At 65.9% G+C, this 17,224-nt stretch carries 17 protein-coding genes; 5 read left to right on the top strand and 12 right to left on the bottom strand.

The window, feature by feature from the left end; genetic code table 11:
• Nucleotides 1-15: 15 nt before the first annotated feature.
• Both DWA33_RS11745 and DWA33_RS11740 read left to right on the top strand, forming a co-directional pair.
• Complete coding sequence (locus DWA33_RS11745) at nt 16-1,173, top strand: aminotransferase (protein ID WP_114358272.1); 1,158 nt, start codon at nt 16-18, stop codon at nt 1,171-1,173.
• A 7-nt stretch (nt 1,174-1,180) separates the two neighbouring features.
• Nucleotides 1,181-2,296: a polyamine ABC transporter substrate-binding protein gene (locus DWA33_RS11740; RefSeq protein ID WP_114358295.1), complete on the top strand. Its 1,116-nt coding sequence runs from the start codon at nt 1,181-1,183 to the stop codon at nt 2,294-2,296.
• Nucleotides 2,297-2,311: 15 nt separating this feature from the next.
• Here DWA33_RS11740 and DWA33_RS11735 read toward each other — a convergent pair whose 3' ends face one another.
• From DWA33_RS11735 to DWA33_RS11700, 8 genes are all read right to left on the bottom strand, one after another.
• Nucleotides 2,312-4,270 (bottom strand): B12-binding domain-containing radical SAM protein, encoded by a 1,959-nt coding sequence (locus tag DWA33_RS11735; RefSeq protein WP_114358271.1) that lies wholly within the window; start codon nt 4,268-4,270, stop codon nt 2,312-2,314.
• Between the two features lie 275 nt (nt 4,271-4,545).
• A complete protein-coding gene (locus DWA33_RS11730; protein WP_114358270.1) occupies nt 4,546-5,478 on the bottom strand; it encodes a lipid A biosynthesis lauroyl acyltransferase in 933 nt (310 codons plus the stop codon).
• Complete coding sequence (locus tag DWA33_RS11725) at nt 5,478-6,500, bottom strand: zinc-binding dehydrogenase (RefSeq protein WP_114358269.1); 1,023 nt, start codon at nt 6,498-6,500, stop codon at nt 5,478-5,480. Before DWA33_RS11725 ends, DWA33_RS11730 begins: the two co-directional genes overlap by 1 nt.
• A 96-nt stretch (nt 6,501-6,596) precedes the next feature.
• Nucleotides 6,597-7,877 (bottom strand): beta-ketoacyl-ACP synthase, encoded by a 1,281-nt coding sequence (locus tag DWA33_RS11720; protein WP_114358268.1) that lies wholly within the window; start codon nt 7,875-7,877, stop codon nt 6,597-6,599.
• A 10-nt stretch (nt 7,878-7,887) separates the two neighbouring features.
• Complete coding sequence (locus DWA33_RS11715) at nt 7,888-9,096, bottom strand: beta-ketoacyl-ACP synthase (protein WP_114358267.1); 1,209 nt, start codon at nt 9,094-9,096, stop codon at nt 7,888-7,890.
• Nucleotides 9,089-9,559 (bottom strand): 3-hydroxyacyl-ACP dehydratase FabZ family protein, encoded by a 471-nt coding sequence (locus DWA33_RS11710; protein ID WP_114358266.1) that lies wholly within the window; start codon nt 9,557-9,559, stop codon nt 9,089-9,091. Before DWA33_RS11710 ends, DWA33_RS11715 begins: the two co-directional genes overlap by 8 nt.
• 27 nt (nt 9,560-9,586) lie before the next feature.
• Entirely contained in the window at nt 9,587-9,868 is a 282-nt protein-coding gene (locus DWA33_RS11705) for an acyl carrier protein (protein ID WP_011157577.1), read from the bottom strand.
• Nucleotides 9,869-10,040: 172 nt separating this feature from the next.
• Nucleotides 10,041-10,394, bottom strand: coding sequence for a hypothetical protein (locus DWA33_RS11700; RefSeq protein WP_114358265.1), 354 nt, complete (start codon nt 10,392-10,394; stop codon nt 10,041-10,043).
• Between the two features lie 195 nt (nt 10,395-10,589).
• Between DWA33_RS11700 and DWA33_RS11695 the strand changes: the two genes are divergently transcribed.
• On the top strand, nt 10,590-11,213 hold the full coding sequence (locus tag DWA33_RS11695; protein WP_114358264.1) for a ParB-like protein: 624 nt from the start codon (nt 10,590-10,592) through the stop codon (nt 11,211-11,213).
• Between the two features lie 8 nt (nt 11,214-11,221).
• Here DWA33_RS11695 and DWA33_RS11690 read toward each other — a convergent pair whose 3' ends face one another.
• From DWA33_RS11690 to DWA33_RS11680, 3 genes are all read right to left on the bottom strand, one after another.
• Entirely contained in the window at nt 11,222-11,701 is a 480-nt protein-coding gene (locus DWA33_RS11690) for an MgtC/SapB family protein (RefSeq protein ID WP_114358263.1), read from the bottom strand.
• A gap of 36 nt (nt 11,702-11,737) precedes the next feature.
• Nucleotides 11,738-12,322 (bottom strand): peroxidase-related enzyme, encoded by a 585-nt coding sequence (locus tag DWA33_RS11685; RefSeq protein ID WP_114358262.1) that lies wholly within the window; start codon nt 12,320-12,322, stop codon nt 11,738-11,740.
• A 138-nt stretch (nt 12,323-12,460) separates the two neighbouring features.
• On the bottom strand, nt 12,461-14,212 hold the full coding sequence (locus DWA33_RS11680) for an ATP-binding protein (RefSeq protein WP_114358261.1): 1,752 nt from the start codon (nt 14,210-14,212) through the stop codon (nt 12,461-12,463).
• 366 nt (nt 14,213-14,578) lie between these two features.
• Between DWA33_RS11680 and DWA33_RS11675 the strand changes: the two genes are divergently transcribed.
• Nucleotides 14,579-15,121, top strand: coding sequence for a hypothetical protein (locus DWA33_RS11675; protein WP_181902402.1), 543 nt, complete (start codon nt 14,579-14,581; stop codon nt 15,119-15,121).
• A 22-nt stretch (nt 15,122-15,143) separates the two neighbouring features.
• Here the strand turns inward: DWA33_RS11675 and serB are convergent, their stop codons facing one another.
• Entirely contained in the window at nt 15,144-16,037 is an 894-nt protein-coding gene (serB, locus tag DWA33_RS11670) for a phosphoserine phosphatase SerB (RefSeq protein ID WP_114358259.1), read from the bottom strand.
• On the opposite strand from serB, the gene miaA reads away from it, so the two are divergent.
• Nucleotides 16,036-16,986, top strand: coding sequence for a tRNA (adenosine(37)-N6)-dimethylallyltransferase MiaA (gene miaA, locus DWA33_RS11665; protein ID WP_244601263.1), 951 nt, complete (start codon nt 16,036-16,038; stop codon nt 16,984-16,986). The two genes, serB and miaA, sit on opposite strands and share 2 nt — an antisense overlap.
• The last annotated feature ends 238 nt before the right edge of the window (nt 16,987-17,224 follow it).

Raw genomic sequence — 17,224 nt, 5'->3', positions numbered from 1 at the left:
GATGATCGCCATCCGATGAGCAACAAGGTCTTCGCCGATCTGCCGGTCACCGTGTTCGAGGCGATGTCGCAACTCGCGCGCGACAACGATGCGATCAATCTCGGGCAGGGGTTTCCCGACGATCCCGGGCCGGAAGACATCCGCCGCACCGCGGCGGACGCGGTGTTGAACGGCTACAACCAATACCCGTCGATGATGGGATTGCCGGAGCTGCGGCAGGCGATCTCGACCCACTACGCGCATTGGCACGGCGTCCAGCTCGATCCGCTGGCCGAGGTGATGGTGACCTCCGGCGCGACCGAGGCGTTGGCGAGCGCAATCCTGTCGGTGGTGGAACCCGGCGACGAAGTGATCGTGTTTCAGCCGGTGTACGACTCCTACCTGCCGATCGTCCGGCAGGCCGGCGGCATTCCGCGGCTGGTCCGGCTCGAACCGCCGCACTGGCGCATCACCGAAGAGGCGCTGCGGCGGGTGTTCAACGCCAAGACCAAGGCGATCGTCTTCAACAACCCGCTGAACCCGGCGGCGGTGGTGTATCCGCGCGAGGACCTCGAATTGCTGGCGCGGTTCTGCCAGGAGTTCGACGCGGTGGCGATCTGCGACGAGGTGTGGGAGCACGTCACCTTCGACGGCCTCAGCCATATCCCGCTGATCGCGATCCCGGGGATGCGCGATCGCACCATCAAGATCGGCTCGGCCGGCAAGATCTTCTCGCTGACCGGCTGGAAGGTCGGCTTCGTCTGCGCCGCGCCGAAGCTGCTGCGCGTCGCCGCCAAGGTGCACCAGTTCCTCGCCTTCACCACCGCGCCTAACCTGCAGGTCGCGGTCGCCTACGGACTCGGCAAAAGCGACGATTACTTCCTGCAGATGCGCAAGGAGCTCGCCCGCAGCCGCGACCGGCTGGCGAAGGGGCTGTCCGACATCGGCTTTCCGGTGATCCGCTCGCAGGGCACCTACTTCCTCACCGTAGATCTGTCGCCGCTTGGCCTCAACGAAACCGACGAGGCGTTCTGCAAGCGGATCGTCACCGACTACAAGGTCGCGGCGATTCCGGTTTCGGCGTTCTACGAGGAGGAGCCGGTCACCTCGGTGGTACGCTTCTGTTTCGCCAAGAACGATCGGACGCTCGACACCGCCCTCGAGCGTCTGTCGGATGCGGTTCACGGGCGCTAGGGATTCGATGATGCGGGACACGATGCGACGGCGACTGCTGATCTTGGGCGCGGGGATCGCTCTGTCGGCGTCGCTCGCGCTGCCGGTTCGGGCGCAGGATCGCACCGTCAATTTCTACAACTGGTCGAACTACGTCGCGCCGGGCGTGCTGGAGGACTTCACCCGCGAGACCGGCATCAAGGTGGTGTACGACACCTTCGACGCCAACGAGACGCTGGAGAGCAAGCTGCTCGCCGGCAAGTCCGGCTACGACGTCGTGGTGCCGACCGCCTACTTCCTGCAGCGCCAGATCGCTGCCGGCGTGTTCCAGAAGCTCGACAAATCGAAGCTGCCCAACCTGAAGAACGCCTGGGATTTCGTCACCGGCAAGCTGGCGCTGTACGACCCCGGCAATCAGTTCGCCGCCAACTACATGTGGGGCACCACCGGGATCGGCTACAACGTCGCCGCGGTGAAGCGGATTCTCGGCGAGGGTGCCGTGATCGACAGTTGGGAGACTATCTTCAAGCCGGAGAGCCTGGCGAAGTTCAAGGAGTGCGGCGTTCACATGCTGGATTCCGCCGAGGACATTCTGCCGGCGGCGCTGACCTATCTCGGCCGCGACCCGAATTCGACCAATAAGGACGACCTGGAGAAGGCGGCGGAGGTGGTCGGCAAGGTGCAGCCCTCGGTCCGCAAATTCCATTCTTCGGAATATCTGAACGCGCTCGCGACCGGCGAGATCTGCCTCGTGGTGGCGTGGTCCGGCGACATCAAACAGGCCCAGTCGCGCGCCGCGGAAGCCAACAACGGCGTCGAGATCGGCTACGCGATTCCGAAGGAGGGCGCACAGATGTTCTTCGACAATCTGGCGATCCCGGCCGATGCCAAGAACGTCGCCGAGGCGCACGAACTGATCAACTTCCTGTACCGTCCGGAGATCGCCGCGCGCAATTCCGACTTCCTGTCCTACGCCAACGGCAACGCGGCCAGCCGGGAGTTCATCAATCCGCGGGTGCTGAACGACAAGGCGGTGTACCCCGACGATGCGACGCTGGCGCGGCTGTTCGTGATCACCGCGCGGGACCCGGCAACCCAGCGCACCATCACGCGGCTGTGGACCAGGGTGAAGACGGGGCGCTGACGGCGCCCCCTTCGATCAACGGCCGGCCGCCACCTTCCGCACCGGCGCTTCGATTTCGCCGACGGGTTGGCGCGTCCTGAGATCGATCGTACCCGGCAGCGCGTGATCCGAACGCTTGTCGCCGACGCCGCGCATCGGGATCGGGCTGACCGGGGCGCGGTCGTGCCGCTCGATGTCGCTGCGGAGCAGCCGCCACGCCCATCCGGCGGTTCGCCGATAGGTGTGGGCCAGTCCGATCATGCCGTAGATTTGCGCGCCGGCGTCGACGATGTGGGCGCGGAATCGCAGCCACGCCCGCCGCCGCATCCGCTTGGCGGGCGAGAAATGCGCGACCTCGTGGGCGGGGCGGGTTTCGGCGCTGGAAAACACGTCGGCCGATTTCGAGAACACCAGCGCACTCAGGAAACGGACCGGGTTGAAGAAGTAGGTGTAGGCGAGCAGCAGATTGAGCTGCTTCATCCACGGCCGGGCGTGCTTCGACGCGACAACGTAGTTGCCGTCCATGATGTGCGGTTCGACCTTGATGTCGCCGGCGCGGCTGAACGCCATGCCGGATTCGAACACGTTTTCGTACCACTTCGACCCGGGGGCGGGGGTCAACATCATCACCTGGGTGGTGATCGAGCCGGCCTTGCGCAGCAGCCTGATCTGATTGATCAGGCCGTAGTTCGATCCCCACGTCACCAGCGGCTGGCTGTCGTGGTGCATCATCATCGGCATCGGCAGGATGTTGTTCTCGCGCAGCAGGCGGAAAGCGAGCTGGGTCTTGTCCTTGTCCTGTGCTTTCTTCACCAGTGTCGCGGTCATGTCCTCGACACCGAGCCATACTGCGGCGAACCCCGCGTCGCGGATCAGCGGTAGGTGATCGCGCATTCCGACGGTGTCGTGCACGGTGACCTCCGTGCCGAGCCGCACTTTGCAGAACGGCCGCTCCGACCGCTTGCGGGCGAGCGTGCCGGCGATGTCGAGTGTGCGCTTGGTGTCGTTGAAGAAGTTATCGTCGGCACCGAAGAAGTGATAGATCCCGAAGGTGCTGGCGATCTGTCCGATTTCCTCGGCGATGCGCTCGCCGCTCTTGGCGCGGAACTGCGACTGGTTGTAGGCTGGGATCGGACAGTACGAGCACCTGAACTTGCAGCCGGCGGTCATCACGATGCCGGCGATCGGGCTGTAGCGTTTCACCCGATTGGCCGGCAGCGCCTGGCTTGCGAGCGTGGCGCTGTTGCTCGGCGCCTCCAGCAGCTTGTAGCCGTGCACCGGGTCCGGAAGCTCATCGAGATCGCCGAGCAGCCGTTGAACCCCGGTGTCGACCAGTTCCTCGATCGGCCCGTTTCGGGAGGCGCGGCGCGGATAGACCAGCCCCGACACCTCGTCGAGCGCGCCGCTGTCCTGCGCGCGTTGGAACACCGAACGCATCGATTCGCCGGCGCTGCGCATCGACAGCAGAACGTCGAGCAGTTCGAGGAAGACGTATTCCTCGCCGGTGACCGCGACGTCGGCGGCCCAGGCTGCGTCACGTCCGCCGCCGAACACGTGCCACGGCTCGTAGCGAATGCGGGGCCCGCCGACCATGATCAGCGGCCGCTTGTCGGGGTCGATCAGGCACGCTTCCCGGATCAGCCGGTCGCATTCGGCCGAATGCAGATGCATGCTGGAGACCAGGAACAGATCCGGGATCCGGCCGTCGAGTCGCATCTGCAGCGGACTGAAGTTCCGGTTCCACTGCTGCAGTACGATCCGGGTTTTGTCGAAGCCGACGTCCGCGAGTGCCGATCCGATCGCTCGGACTCCGCCCGGAGCCATCCGGGTGTCCGCGAGCACGAACGGCAGAACGCGGGTGCGATGATCGAAAGCGCTGACGATGACGGTCGTCAGCTCATGCTGCCCGGAAAGCCGGCGCAGCCGCGCACGCAGCGCCGCCATCTTGCCGGGAGCCAGCAGTTCATCACCGCGGGCACGCCTTGGAAGTTCCATATATTGCCTCGATCCAGGTGGACGGCCGCAAAGTGATTTGCGTGTGCCACTGTGAGGTTAATACCCGGACGGGTCAAGCTGACCACCGGCCGCAGCCGGCGCGGGTTCCGCGTGCGCCGGCGCGCTTCAGCGCGTGAGCAGATGAGCTCAGCGAAGTGAGGCTTGGTTCGTCGTGTACCGAGACCAACCCGCGAAGAGTTCGGACAATGAGCGAACTAAGCGGATTTCGGGCGGTCGGAGAGCAGCGAAGGTCCTAAGCGCCGACTATGCGATTGCTACCGCCATCGTCGGTGCAGCCAGAGCCACTGTTCCGGCGTTTCGCGGATCCAGCCTTCAACCACCGAGGTGCACGCCTGCATGGTGCCCTGAACGTCGATCCGGCCGGCGGCGTCGCGCACCGGCTCGATCTCTTCGGTGAGTTCGGCACGGAACCGGCCATTGGGGAGGCGAATGACCCGGGCGCCGTGCAGCGGACACTCGATCTGCCGGAGCAGCTTGGCCAGCAGCGGATTGGCCTTGGCGGTGCGGCCGAAGAAGGTGACGTCGACGCCCTTGGTGAAGTGCTGATCGATCAGCATGCCGACGTGCTTGCCGTCTTGCAGCGCCTTGGCCAGCTTAAACGGCGCGCTCGATCCGGCGGCGACGAGTTGGCCCATCTTGACCGAGCGGATCTCCTCGACGATGCGGTCGGCCGCCTCGATGTTCGGGCGGCGATACAGCACGGCAGTATCGAGATCGTGCGCGACCGCGGCGACCGCAGCCAGCTCCCAATTGCCAAGATGGCTGGCGAAGATCAGCGCCGGCTTGCCGTCGTCGCGGAGCTTCTCGAACAGCTCCAGCGACCGCGGCGTCACTTCGATCCGGCTGCGCTCGGGATGCTCGACGTCGTAGTCCCACACCGAATCGAGATGCGCGAATTCGGCGGCGGCGCGGCCGAGATTGTCCCAGACGCCGGTGAGGATGGCTTCGATCTCTTCCGGCGACTTCTCCGGAAACGCCGCAGTCAGATTGTCGCGGCCGATGCGCTGCTCAGGCAGGCGAGGGCCGAACTTGCGGGCGATCGCGCCGAACAGCCTGGCGCTCTTTTCGGGATCGAACTTCCGCGCCAGATGCAGCGCGCCGATCGCGATCGGGCCGACGATCTTGCCGACCACGCCCTTGGCCGCGCGTTGGGCGCGCAGCTTGGCGCGATACAGGGCGACCTTCATCAGAACCGGACGATGATCTTGCCGAACACCTGCCGGCTTTCCATCCGCTTCAGCGCGGCGCCGACGTCGTCGAGCGGCACTTCGGTGTCGATCACCGGCCGCATGCCGGCCGCCATCTTGTCGAGGCTTTCGGCGATGTTCTTCATGGTCGCGCCGAACGAGCCGAAGATCTTGTACTGCTGCTGGAACAGCTGCATCAGGTTGATGGTGGTGGTCGGGCCCGAGGTCGAGCCGCAGGTCACCAGCCGGCCGCCGCGCTTCAGGCTGAGCAGCGAGCCGTTGAAGGTATCGGCACCGACGTGCTCGAACACGACGTCGACGCCCTTCTTCTTGGTGATCTTGCGGCACTCGTGCTCGAAGCGATCCTGGCGATAGTTGATCACATGATCGGCACCGAGCTTCTTGACGCCTTCGATCTTGCTGTCGTCGCCGACGGTGGTGATCACCGTGCAGCCGATTGCCTTCGCCATCATGATCGCGACGGTGCCGATGCCCGAACCGCCGGCTTGCACCAGCACGGTTTCGCCGGGGTGCAGCTTGGCGTTGTCGAACAGCATGTGCTGCACGGTCGAGAACGCGATAGGCGCGCAGGCGGCATCGCGCAGGTCGACGGCGTCCGGCACCGGGATCACCAGACGGTCGGCGATGTTCATCAGCTCGCGCGCGAAGCCGTCGACATGGAATCCGATCAGGCCGCCGACGTTTTCGCAGAGATTGTCGCGGCCTTCCTGGCAGGCTTTGCAGTGCCCGCAGGTCAGCGCGCCGTACATCACGACCTTCTGCCCCGGTTTGAAGGCCGTGACGCCGTCACCGACCGCCTCGATCGTGCCGGAGGCTTCGGCGCCGACCACGATCGGCAGCTTGCGCTTGACGAATGCCATGCCGCGATAGCCCCACACGTCGATGTGGTTGAGCGCCACCGCGGCGATGCGGACCTGCACTTCGCCGGCCGCCGGGGGCGGGGGAGACGGCAGGTCGGCGACCACGAGATTGCGGTCGGCAACGAGGGTGAGCGCGCGCATGGGTATCGTCCGAACGGTTGGAGGCTTGCGCCCTGCGTATCGCCGCTGGCGGCCGCGGCGTCAACCGCGGCGGCCGGAACTGCGACTCACAGGCGACTAGGCCGGTTCGCGGGTCAGGATCAGCGAGGCGTTCTGGCCGCCGAACCCGAACGAGTTCGACATCACTGCGGTGACGCGGGCATCGCGAGCCTGGTTCGGCACGACGTCGAGCGGGATCGCCGGATCCGGCACGTCGTAGTTGATGGTCGGCGGAATCCGCTGATGCTCCAGCGTCAGCAGCGAGAAGATCGCTTCGACCGCGCCGGCGGCCGACAGGGTGTGGCCGACCATCGATTTGTTCGAGGATACCGGGATCGATCCGGCGCGGTCGCCGAACACGCTGGAGATGCCGTGATACTCCATCTTGTCGTTCTCGGGCGTGCCGGTGCCGTGCGCATTGATGTAGTCGATCTGATCGACACTCATCCCGGCATCGGCCAGCGTCTTGTTGATGCAGCCGATGATCGGCTTGCCGTCCGGGCTCGAGCGGGTGCGGTGGAAATTGTCGGCGAGTTCGCCACAGCCTGCGATCACGCCGAGGATCGGGGCGCCGCGCGCCACCGCCGACTCGTAGCTCTCCAGCACCAGCGCGCCGGCGCCTTCGGCCATCACGAAGCCGTCGCGGTTCTTGGCGAACGGCTTGGATGCGGCCTGCGGCGGATCATTCTGGGTCGACAGCGCCGATAGCAGCGAGAACCGGATCAGCGCTTCGGCATTGACCGAGCCGTCGGTCGCGACGCACAGCGCGGCATCCGCTTCACCGCGCCGGATCGCTTCGACGCCGAGCTGGATCGCGCTCGCGCCGGACGCGCAGGCGGTCGACAGCGAGATCGGCGAGCCCTTGGTGCCGAAAGTGTCGGCGAGATGATCGGCCACCGAGCCGAACAGAAAGCGCCGGTGATATTGCGTGAACGCGCCGCCGCCGCTGACGCGGAGCAGGGCGTCGTAATCGATCGCGGTGTTGGTGCCGGTGGCACGCGCCAGATCCTGGCGCGGCAGCCATTCCAGCTCGACCGGCGCGACCGCGAGAAACAGCGGGCCGGGGAAGTCGCCTTTGCGGCCGATGCCGGACTGCGCGATCGCCTCTTCGGTGGCCAGATCCGCGAGCTTCTCGCCGAGCACGACCGAGGAAAACGGCTCGACCGGGACGAAGTCCACGGTGCCGGCCATCGTGCTTTTCAGCCCGTCGATCGGGAAGCGGGTGATGGTGCGGATGCCGGATTCGCCGGCGGTGAGCTTGGCCCAATTGTCGGTCTTGCCGGCGCCGAGCGAGGTCACCACGCCCATGCCGGTGACGACCACGATCGGCCTGCCGAATTTGTCCCGCGTCACGGTCATTGCGTCCCCCTTACCGAACGGCTTCGACCAGCGCCATGCCTTCGCCGCGCCAGTGGCCCGCCCCGATCACGACAATCTGGTCGGGGGTGTTGCTCATTTCAACTTCGAGCCCGGTCGGGTCGTTCGGCGGATACAGCGCGCCGCGCGACAGCGACAGCGCCGCCAGCGCGATGCCGAGCGGGAATTGCGCTTCCATCACGTGGCCGAACGCCGTCGCGGTGCCGCGCACCGGCGCATCGGCGTGATGGCGCAGGAACGCAGTTTCCTCGGCGGTCACCGGCTCGGCGCCGGTCGCGCCGGTGATGATCGCGGTGGCGCCGTCGCGCGGGCCGAGCTGAGCCCACAGCTTTTCCAGCGACGCGGTGACGTCACCGGCATTGCGGCGGCGCGACAGGTCGGCGACGACGTTCTTCAGCCGCGCATACGGCTTGGCGCCGCGCGCTTCGGCATGCGCCTTCGACTCGATCACCAGGAACGCGGCGCCGGAGCCGAGCGCGAAGCCGCCCTTGGGGCCGCGCGCGAACACCGGCGCGTAGTTGTTCTTGAGATTGAAATCGCCGAACTCGTACAGCATCAGCAGGTCTTTGCGCTCGCCGTTCTGGGCGGCGCCGATCAGCGCGATGTCGCTCTGGCCGGCCGCGATCCGCGCCAGCGCAATTCGCGCAGCATCGACGCCGGCTTCCTCTTCGCCCATGAAGGTGCGCGACGACCCGGTGACGCCGTGCACGATCGCGATGTTGCCGGCAAGCAGGTTGGAGAGCTGCGCCAGAAACAGGGTGGGGCGCAGGTCGTTCATCAGCCGCTCGTTGAGCGCGCCGGGCGGCACGGTGCCGTAGCCCTCGGCGTTGAGCACGGCGGAATCGACCGCAAGATCACGCTCGCCGCCGCCGGCAGCCACGATCATGTCCATCCGCGACAGGATATCGGTGTTGCCCTTGATGCCGGCGGAGTCGAGCGCGAGACCGGCCGCGTAGGTGCCGATCCGCTGCCAGGCTTCCATCTGGCGCTGATCGCCCTTCTTCGGGATCTGCTTGTCGAAGCTGAGCGGCGCCAGCGGATGCACTACGTAGGGCGCGAAGCCCGTGGTATCGACGTTGACCCTGCGCTCGGTCAGCGCATCCCAATGCGCGTCGAGCCCTTCGGCCAGCGACGTGGCGAGCCCGATGCCGGTGATCCAGGCTTCGATCGGTGCGGCGCGGGACGTGTCGGTGTCAGCCATGGATCATCTGCTCCGGAAATCCGATTTGCTTGGCCATCGCTTCCATATGCCCGCGCAGGTCGGGATGCGGAAACGGCACGTGGCGGAAGGTCAGCGTCGCATCGCACGCCAGCTTGCCGCCGCTCTTGATCTTGGCTTCGGTCATGGTGAAGCCGGAGCCTTCGTGCACCACCGAGACGTCGATCGACAGCGTCTCGCCAGGGGTGACGAAGTTGCGCATCTTGGCTTCCTTGACCGCGGCCAGGAACGGCATGCGCTGAAACTGCATCAGCGCGATCAAGAGCCAGCCCGAGCTCTGGGCCATGGTCTCGATCAGCAGCACGCCAGGCATCAGCGGATAGCCGGGGAAATGGCCTTCGAAGATCGCGCTGGTCTCGGGCACCCGCGCCTCGACCGTGATGCTGCGGTCGGCGAGGCGAAGCTCGGCGATGCGGTCGATCAGGTGGAAATATTCAAGGTTCATGGCGCGGGCGGCTTCCGAACCGCACCATTACGCGCCCTTGGCGGCAACCAGCTCGTCGATGCGGGCGGCAAGATTCTTGAGAACGAAATACTGCTCGGTGGTCGCCTTGCCGTCGTTGACCTCCTGGGTCCACTTCTCGAGCGGCAGCTTGATACCGAACGCTTTGTCGATCGCGAAGGCGATATCGAGGAAATCGAGGCTGTCGATCCCCAGGTCGTCGATCGCATGGCTCTCCGGGGTGATCGTCTCACGCGGAATGTCGCAGGTTTCCGCGATGATGGTGGCCACCCGATCGAATGTGGAAGTCATTTTAAGCCTTTGATATTTTGTCGGAAATGGCCGATTTACGGCGGCTTCAGCCGTCATCATGGTGACAGTCGATTGCCCGTATAACGGAGCGCTGCCCCGAGTTCAATGGCGGGCCAAACCGGGCATTGCGTGGGTTTTAGGCAATCCGTGGGGGGACGATTGAGCGAATCGCCTAGCGCGGCGCGGCGATGGTGGCGCAGTCGTTCCGCCCCATCAGCACGCAGTCCTGGGTCCGCCGCATCTCCGCAATACTGGTGGCGAGCCAGATTCCGACAAGCGCCAGCCCAACCGTGAGAACGAGCGCGGCGACATTGGTGAGCATGCGATGGCGAAAGTCGCCTTGCGCTTCGTCGCGGCTCGACTCCTCGGGATCGTGCGCGAGCTGCGGCGCCTCCCGGCGGAACGGCAGAATAGTTGCGGAAGGACGCGCGCCGTCCTCTGCGGACGGCAAATGCGCTACGTCGCGCGGCCGGAAGGGCAGCACGCGATGGTCGTCATCGGGGAGGGTGATGCGTTGATTCTTCATCGCTGCCAGTCCCAGCCGTCGCCCGGAACGGGTTCGACCCGATCATCCTAGTGATGATACGACGCCCGGAAAACTCCGCAATAGACCGGATGGAGCATGCCGGCCGGCACGGCCCCTCCTGGCTGGTGGTTCGCTGCGTTGCGAGCCTCCGGGCCCGTGCCATACTCGGTCGGAAACCGGCAGGGAGGCCGAGCGATGACCAATCCGCGCGAACCGGTGCTGCATACGATTCCGATCCTGTCACTGCGGCCGACTCAAATGACGGTCGGGATGCGTGAGGTGAAGGAGAAGCGGCTGCGCTGGCGCCAGCACAAGGCGAAGAAGCAGGCCGAACTGCTCGGCAATCACATGATTCCGGTGGTGCTCGGCCCCGGCAAGACGCACTACGTGATCGATCATCACCATCTGGCCCGGGCGCTGCACGACGAGGGCGTCGAGGAGGTGCTGGTGACCGTGATCGCCGATCTCACGATGGTCGATCGCGACGCCTTCTGGGTGGTGCTCGACAGCCGGCGCTGGGTGTATCCGTATGACGCCAAAGGCGAGCGGCATCACTACAGCGAAATCCCCAAGACCGTCGTCGGCCTGAAGGACGATCCGTTCCGCAGCCTTGCCGGCGAACTCCGCCGCGTCGGAGGTTATGCCAAGGACACCACGCCTTTCAGCGAGTTCCTGTGGGCCGACTTCCTGCGCCGGCGGCTGTCGCGCAAGAGCGTCACCGCCGATTTCCAGGTTGCCGCCGAAAAGGCGCTGGCGCTCGCCAAGAGCAATGACGCGATCTATCTGCCCGGCTGGTGCGGCCCGGCCGCCGACGACTGACAAACGTCTCAGTCCTCGGGCGCGGCGCCGTCTCCGCGCTCGTCCTCTCGACCGCCAAACAGGCGATGCAACACGCGTTCGGCCGGATGTCCGCCGATCAGCACGGCGAAGGTGATCACCAGCGCCACTGCGACGATCAGCCATTGCCCGGCGCCGCAGACGATGCCGATGCCCGCCGCCAGCCAGGTGCAGGCCGCCGTGGTGAGGCCGTGGATCTCGAGCCGGTTGCCGGTGCGCACGATCACGCCGGCCCCGAGAAAGCCGATCCCGGTGAGGATGCCCTGGATGACGCGGCTGGTGGGATCGGTGAGCTGGTCACTCGATGCCGAATGATCGGCGTGTGCCACGAGCAACGCCGAGGCCAGCGCCACCAGCGCCAGCGTCCGCATCCCGATCGGCTTGTTCTTGAGGTCGCGATTGAGCCCGATCAGCCCACCGGCGACCGCCGCAACGCCGAGACGTAGCAGGATCTCCCACCAAGGCAGCAAAGCGAGGTCCCTCCCGTCCCGACATGGAGCGGCGCGCTACGGCTTCGGCAGCCGTCCCATTAGATAGAATTCATCGTTCGGCCGCATCGCGGTGACGTTGGCCATCCGGTTCGACAGCGCGAAGAACGCGGCGATCGCGGCGATGTCCCAGACATCGTCGTCGCTGAAGCCGTGGCGTTTCAGCACGTCGAAATCGGCGTCGCCGACGGTTTCGGCGGAGCGGCTGACTTTCATGGCGAAATCCAGCATCGCCTTCTGCCGCTCGGTGATGTCGGACTTGCGGTAGTTGACTGCGATCTGGTCGGCGATCTGCGGATTTTTGGCGCGGATACGCAGGATCGCGCCGTGCGCGATCACGCAATACTGGCACTGATTGGCCGCCGAGGTCGCGACCACGATCATCTCCCGCTCGGCCTTGCTGAGCCCGCCGTCCTTCTCCATCAGCGCGTCGTGATACGCGAAAAAGGCGCGGAACTCGTCGGGGCGCGCGGCCAGCGCCAGAAATACGTTCGGTACGAAGCCGGACTTCTCCTGCACGCCGACGATGCGGGTGCGGATATCCTCGGGCATCTGATCGAGCGACGGAACGGGGAAGCGGGAGACGGCAGGAGAGGTGGTCATTGAAGGTTCCGCAAGGCGCGGCATGCGCCGGGCGAAACTCTAGGCGAACGGCGCGCGCACCGCAAAGCGCAGGCGATGCTGCACTGCCGTCACAATACGAATGGCGGTCGTTATTCCGTGGCCTGAAATCGCATCGTTTCAGCGGAGCGGCTTCTTCAGCAGGGAAAACCGATCCGGATCGAGCCCGAGGGAAGGCTGCAGCATCGGCGCGTCCAGCGTCCGGGCGATCGGGCGTTCGACGATGCCGGGATCGTTCGGGACATCGCGATGCGAGGTCGCGCCGCGCCAGCGCTCCAGCACCGCGCTGACGAAGTGCATGTCGTTGCCGGCCGCGCCCGACGGCACGGTGGAAATCGCGGCCTCGCTGCGCGGCAGCTGATGCGCCGGGACTTCCTTGAAGCGCAGCCGTGTCGGCAGCGCGACGCCTTCGCCGAACGCCAGCACTTCGCGTGTCCCGAGCGAAGGGACGAACGACAGCAGATTGGCCGCGGCGTCCGACACCGCCGAGCGCAGCAGCGACTGGTCGCGGTCGTTGGCAAGCCGCATCGCGAACAGCGTGTTGCACTGCGACAGAATGGTGGCGTCGAGCTCCGCCGGTCGCTGGGTGACGAGGCCGAGATACACGCCGTATTTGCGGCCTTCCTTGGCGATCCGCGACACCGCCTTGCGGGTCGGGCCGAAGCCGATGTTGCGATCGGCCGCGGCGTAGCGGTGCGCTTCCTCGCACACGAACAGCAGCGGCGACACGCCGTCGCTCCACAGTCCGAAATCGAACGCCATCCGGCACAGTACCGACACCACCGAGTCGACGACTTCGGCCGGGAAGCCGGCGAGCTGCATGATGGTCATCGGCTTGCCGTTGGCCGGCAGGCGAAACAGATGGCTGATCACTTCGGCCATGGTGTCGCCGCCGACATTGGCGTTGTCGAACATGAAGGCGTAGCGCGGATCGTTGCGGACGGTTTCGATCCGCGAAATCAGCTTGTGATAGATGATGCGTGAGGAACGGTTTTCCAGCTTGCCCATGCGCTCGTCGATCTGCGAGATCAGGTCGACGAGGCGATACGGCACCGGCGTGTCGGCGGTGTAGCCGATCGACTTCGGATCGACGCGCTTCAGCCCGAGCCGGTCGGTGCTGGTGTATTGAACGTACAGGCCTTTGGCGATCGGGATCACCTCGGCGAGGATGTCGAGCTCTTCGGGCACGCCGGGGCGGCCGGCGAACAGCACGTCGACGATCTCCTCGAAGTTGAACAGCCAGAACGGCAGCTTCAGATTGCGCGGGTTCAGCACCAGCGCGCGATCGCCGAAGCATCGGCCGTATTCGTTGTGGACGTCGAGCAGGAAGATGCGCAGCGACGGCCGCGACTTCAGGATCTCGTTGAGCAACAGCGACACACCGGTCGATTTGCCGACACCGGTGGAGCCGAGTACGGCGAAGTGCTTCGACAGCATCTCCTCGACGTCGACATAGGCGATCACCGATGTGTCCTGCTGCAGCGTGCCGACATTGATCTGGTCGGAGCCGCTGGGCTCGTAGACGATGCGGAGATCTTCGCTGGAGATCAGTTCGACCGTATCGCCGATCGTCGGATAATTGGTGACGCCGCGCTGGAACCTGGCACGCACCGGGCCCGGAAGAATCTCACCGAGCAGGTCGACCGAGGCGATCGCGATGTGCTCGACGCCCTCGGCGAGGTTCTCGCTCGAGACCTCCGTGATCATTGCAATGATGGTGGAACTTGCGGTGCGAATGCTGACGAAGCGCCCGACCGTGGCGCGTATCGCGGACGGCGTCAGCCGGCTCGACGGCAACAGCCCGACGCGGGCGCCGGAGCCGCGCACCGAAATCGCTTTGCCGAACGGCGCCTGGGCAACAGCTTCTGCCATGTCTTGCAACTCACGGATGAGGGATTGTCGCCCGCGACTATGAGCAGGGTTGCTGGACAAACTGTTAAGTGCGCGCCGTCGCACCTTCCGGCAATCGATCGAGTTCCATGCGCGCACCGCCACGTCGGTTCGGTTTGGAGGTAATCGCCAACGGCGACGTACATCATTTGAACGATGTTCGCGCGATCCGGATTAACTCGTTGTTGACGATGACAGGATGTCGCGACGACCAGATGCGCTGGTCCAGGCGAGACGACGTGATGCCGCATTGGAGGATCGGTCAATGGTGGAATCGCTGCCACAGACCGAGACCGTCTGACGCCGCGGCCGGTTGCGTGGCGCGTAGGTCGGATAGGGGCCGAGTTCGTGAGCAGCGTCGACAGCTTTCTGAAGGTCATGCGCGAGCATGACACCGCTACTGCGGCGCTGATCGCGTGGTGCCGATGCCACTATCCTGATGAGGCCGAGGCGGTCACGATCACACTGCTCACGGATCAGGACGTGCCGGCGGACGGCTACGACGGTCCGTTACGGCCGAAGGCGGGCGAGACGCTGCGCCGCCGCCGCGTCTGGCTGCGCTGGGGCGATCGTGTGCTGTCGGAAGCCGAGAACTGGTACGTTCCGGAGCGGCTGCCGCCAGCGATGCGCGAGGCGGTTGCGGATGGAACTCAGCCTTATGGCGCGGTGGTCGCAGGCCTGCGCCCGCAGCGGATCACGATCACTGCGCTGCGTTCGGATCAGGTCAGGGCAGACCGATTTGGCACCGAAGCTGTTCTGGCGCAGCTTGCCCGGACCGAGGGGTTCTCGCGGCACGACGCTTTCGTGCTGCACATCCACGCGGTGATGATGGCGGCCGGAATCGTGCTCGCCGAATTGCGCGAGCACTACCGCCGCGAGCTGTTGCCGTAGACGGCCGAAGAAGGGGAGGAAGTCAGTCGCCGACGAATTCGTCCCGCCGATAGCCCTGCGCGTACAGCAGCGCGGTGAGGTCGCCATAGTCGATCCGGCCGTGCGCGGCGGCGGCGACCGCCGGCTTGGCATGGTAGGCGATGCCGAGCCCGGCCGCCTGGATCATGCCGAGATCGTTGGCGCCGTCGCCGACCACCAGGGTGTCGATCGCATCGAGATCGTCGGCTTCGCGCAACTCCAATAGGGTCGCCAGCTTGGCGTCGCGCCCCAGGATCGGCTCGGCGACGGTTCCGGTCAGCTTGCCGTCCTGGCTCAGCAGCTCGTTGGCGCGGTGTTCGGCGAAGCCGAGCCGCTCGGCGACCACATGGGTGAACTGGGTGAAGCCACCGGAGACGAGGCAGGTATAGGCGCCATGCTTGCGCATCGTCTGCACCACCGCACGGCCGCCGGGCGTCAGCGTGATCCTCGTGTCGAGGACCTGATCGATCACCTTGAGCGGCAGTCCCTTGAGCAGTGCGACACGCTCGCGCAGCGCCGGCTCGAACTCGATCTCGCCGCGCATTGCCCGCTCGGTGATGGCGGCGACGTGCGCCTTCAGCCCGGCGAAGTCGGCCAACTCGTCGATGCACTCCTGGCCGATCATGGTCGAATCCATGTCGGCGAGAAAAAGCTTCTTGCGCCGCGTCGCGGCAGGCTGCACCACGACGTCGACCGGCAGGTCGCCGCGGGCGGCGCGCAGCCGGTCGGCGAGCACCAGGGGATCTTCGGTGCTGGCAAAGAAGATGTCGGCGGCGATCTCGTCGTGCAGCCAGACCGCCTGGTTGGGCTGGGGCAGCACCGCACGCGCCCCCTCGATCACGGTCGAATCCAGCGCGGGATTGTTCGGATTGCAGATGAGCGTGGCGACGAGCGACATGACAGCGGAGGGTCCGGAACGGCGCGGCCGGCGGCCGGCGGCCGTGCTTATCGCAGGGCCGACCGCCAGCGGCAAGTCGGCCTTGGCGTTGAAGCTGGCTCAGGCGAGCGGCGGCACCGTCATCAATACCGATTCGATGCAAGTGTATCGCGACCTCCGCATCATCACCGCCCGGCCGACTCCGGATGAAGAAGCCCAGGCGCCGCATCGTCTCTATGGCACGGTCGATGCGGCGGTGAATTTCTCCGCCGGTGCGTATGTCGAGGCGGCGGCAGAGGCACTGGCGGAAACTCGTGAGGCAGGGCGGTTGCCGATTCTGATCGGCGGCACCGGGCTTTACTTCAAGGCGCTGACGCGCGGGCTGTCGGCGGTGCCGAAGATCGCGGATGCGGTGCGCGACGAGGTCCGCAGCAGGCTCGACCGGGACGGGGTGCTGGCGCTTCACGCCGAACTCGCCCGCCACGATCCCGAAGCCGCGGCGCGGCTGGCGCCGGCCGATCGAACCCGGATTGCCCGGGCGCTGGAAGTGGTGCTCGGGACCGGTCGGCCGTTGGCCCACTGGCACAACCACGCTTCGCCGCCACTGCTGCCGCCGGACGACGTGGTGGCGGTCTTCCTGGCTCCGGAACGCGAGGCGCTGTACGGGCGGATCGACGCGCGATTCGCGGCGATGCTGCGAGCTGGCGCCCTGGACGAGGTCGCTGCCCTGGCCGACCGTGGTCTCGATCCGCTGCTGCCGGCGATGAAGGCGCACGGCGTCCCCGCGCTGATCCGGCATCTGCGCGGCGAGATTACCCTGGACAAAGCCGCCGCGCTCGGCGCCGCCGACACCCGGCACTATGCCAAGCGGCAGTTCACGTGGTTCCGGCATCAGTTGCCGGAATTCAGGTGGGTAAGGCCGGAGGAGGCGGGGGCGTTGCTGAACGCTGTCATTCCGGGACGGGCGTAGCGCGAGCCTCTCAGCGGCTGATTGCTGCATGCCGCCTGCCTGTTATTACCGCTCGCGAACGGTCCGGAATCCGGCTAAGGTTTGATCCTTACGGAGCTTCCCCGCCTTGACATTCAGGGTTTGAGGGGTATGGTCCGCGCGCAACCTTTGGGAAGCCGAGCCGGCCACATGCGACACAAAATTACCGACCTGCTTCTCGTCATCGTACCCAGGCGCACCGCCGGGGGTGGATAGACTC

The sequence above is a fragment of the Rhodopseudomonas pentothenatexigens genome (assembly GCF_900218015.1).
GTDB classification, from domain to species: Bacteria; Pseudomonadota; Alphaproteobacteria; order Rhizobiales; family Xanthobacteraceae; genus Rhodopseudomonas; species Rhodopseudomonas pentothenatexigens.
The sequence above is the reverse complement of the archived record's forward strand: the minus strand, read 5'-3'. Positions and strand labels throughout refer to the sequence as shown.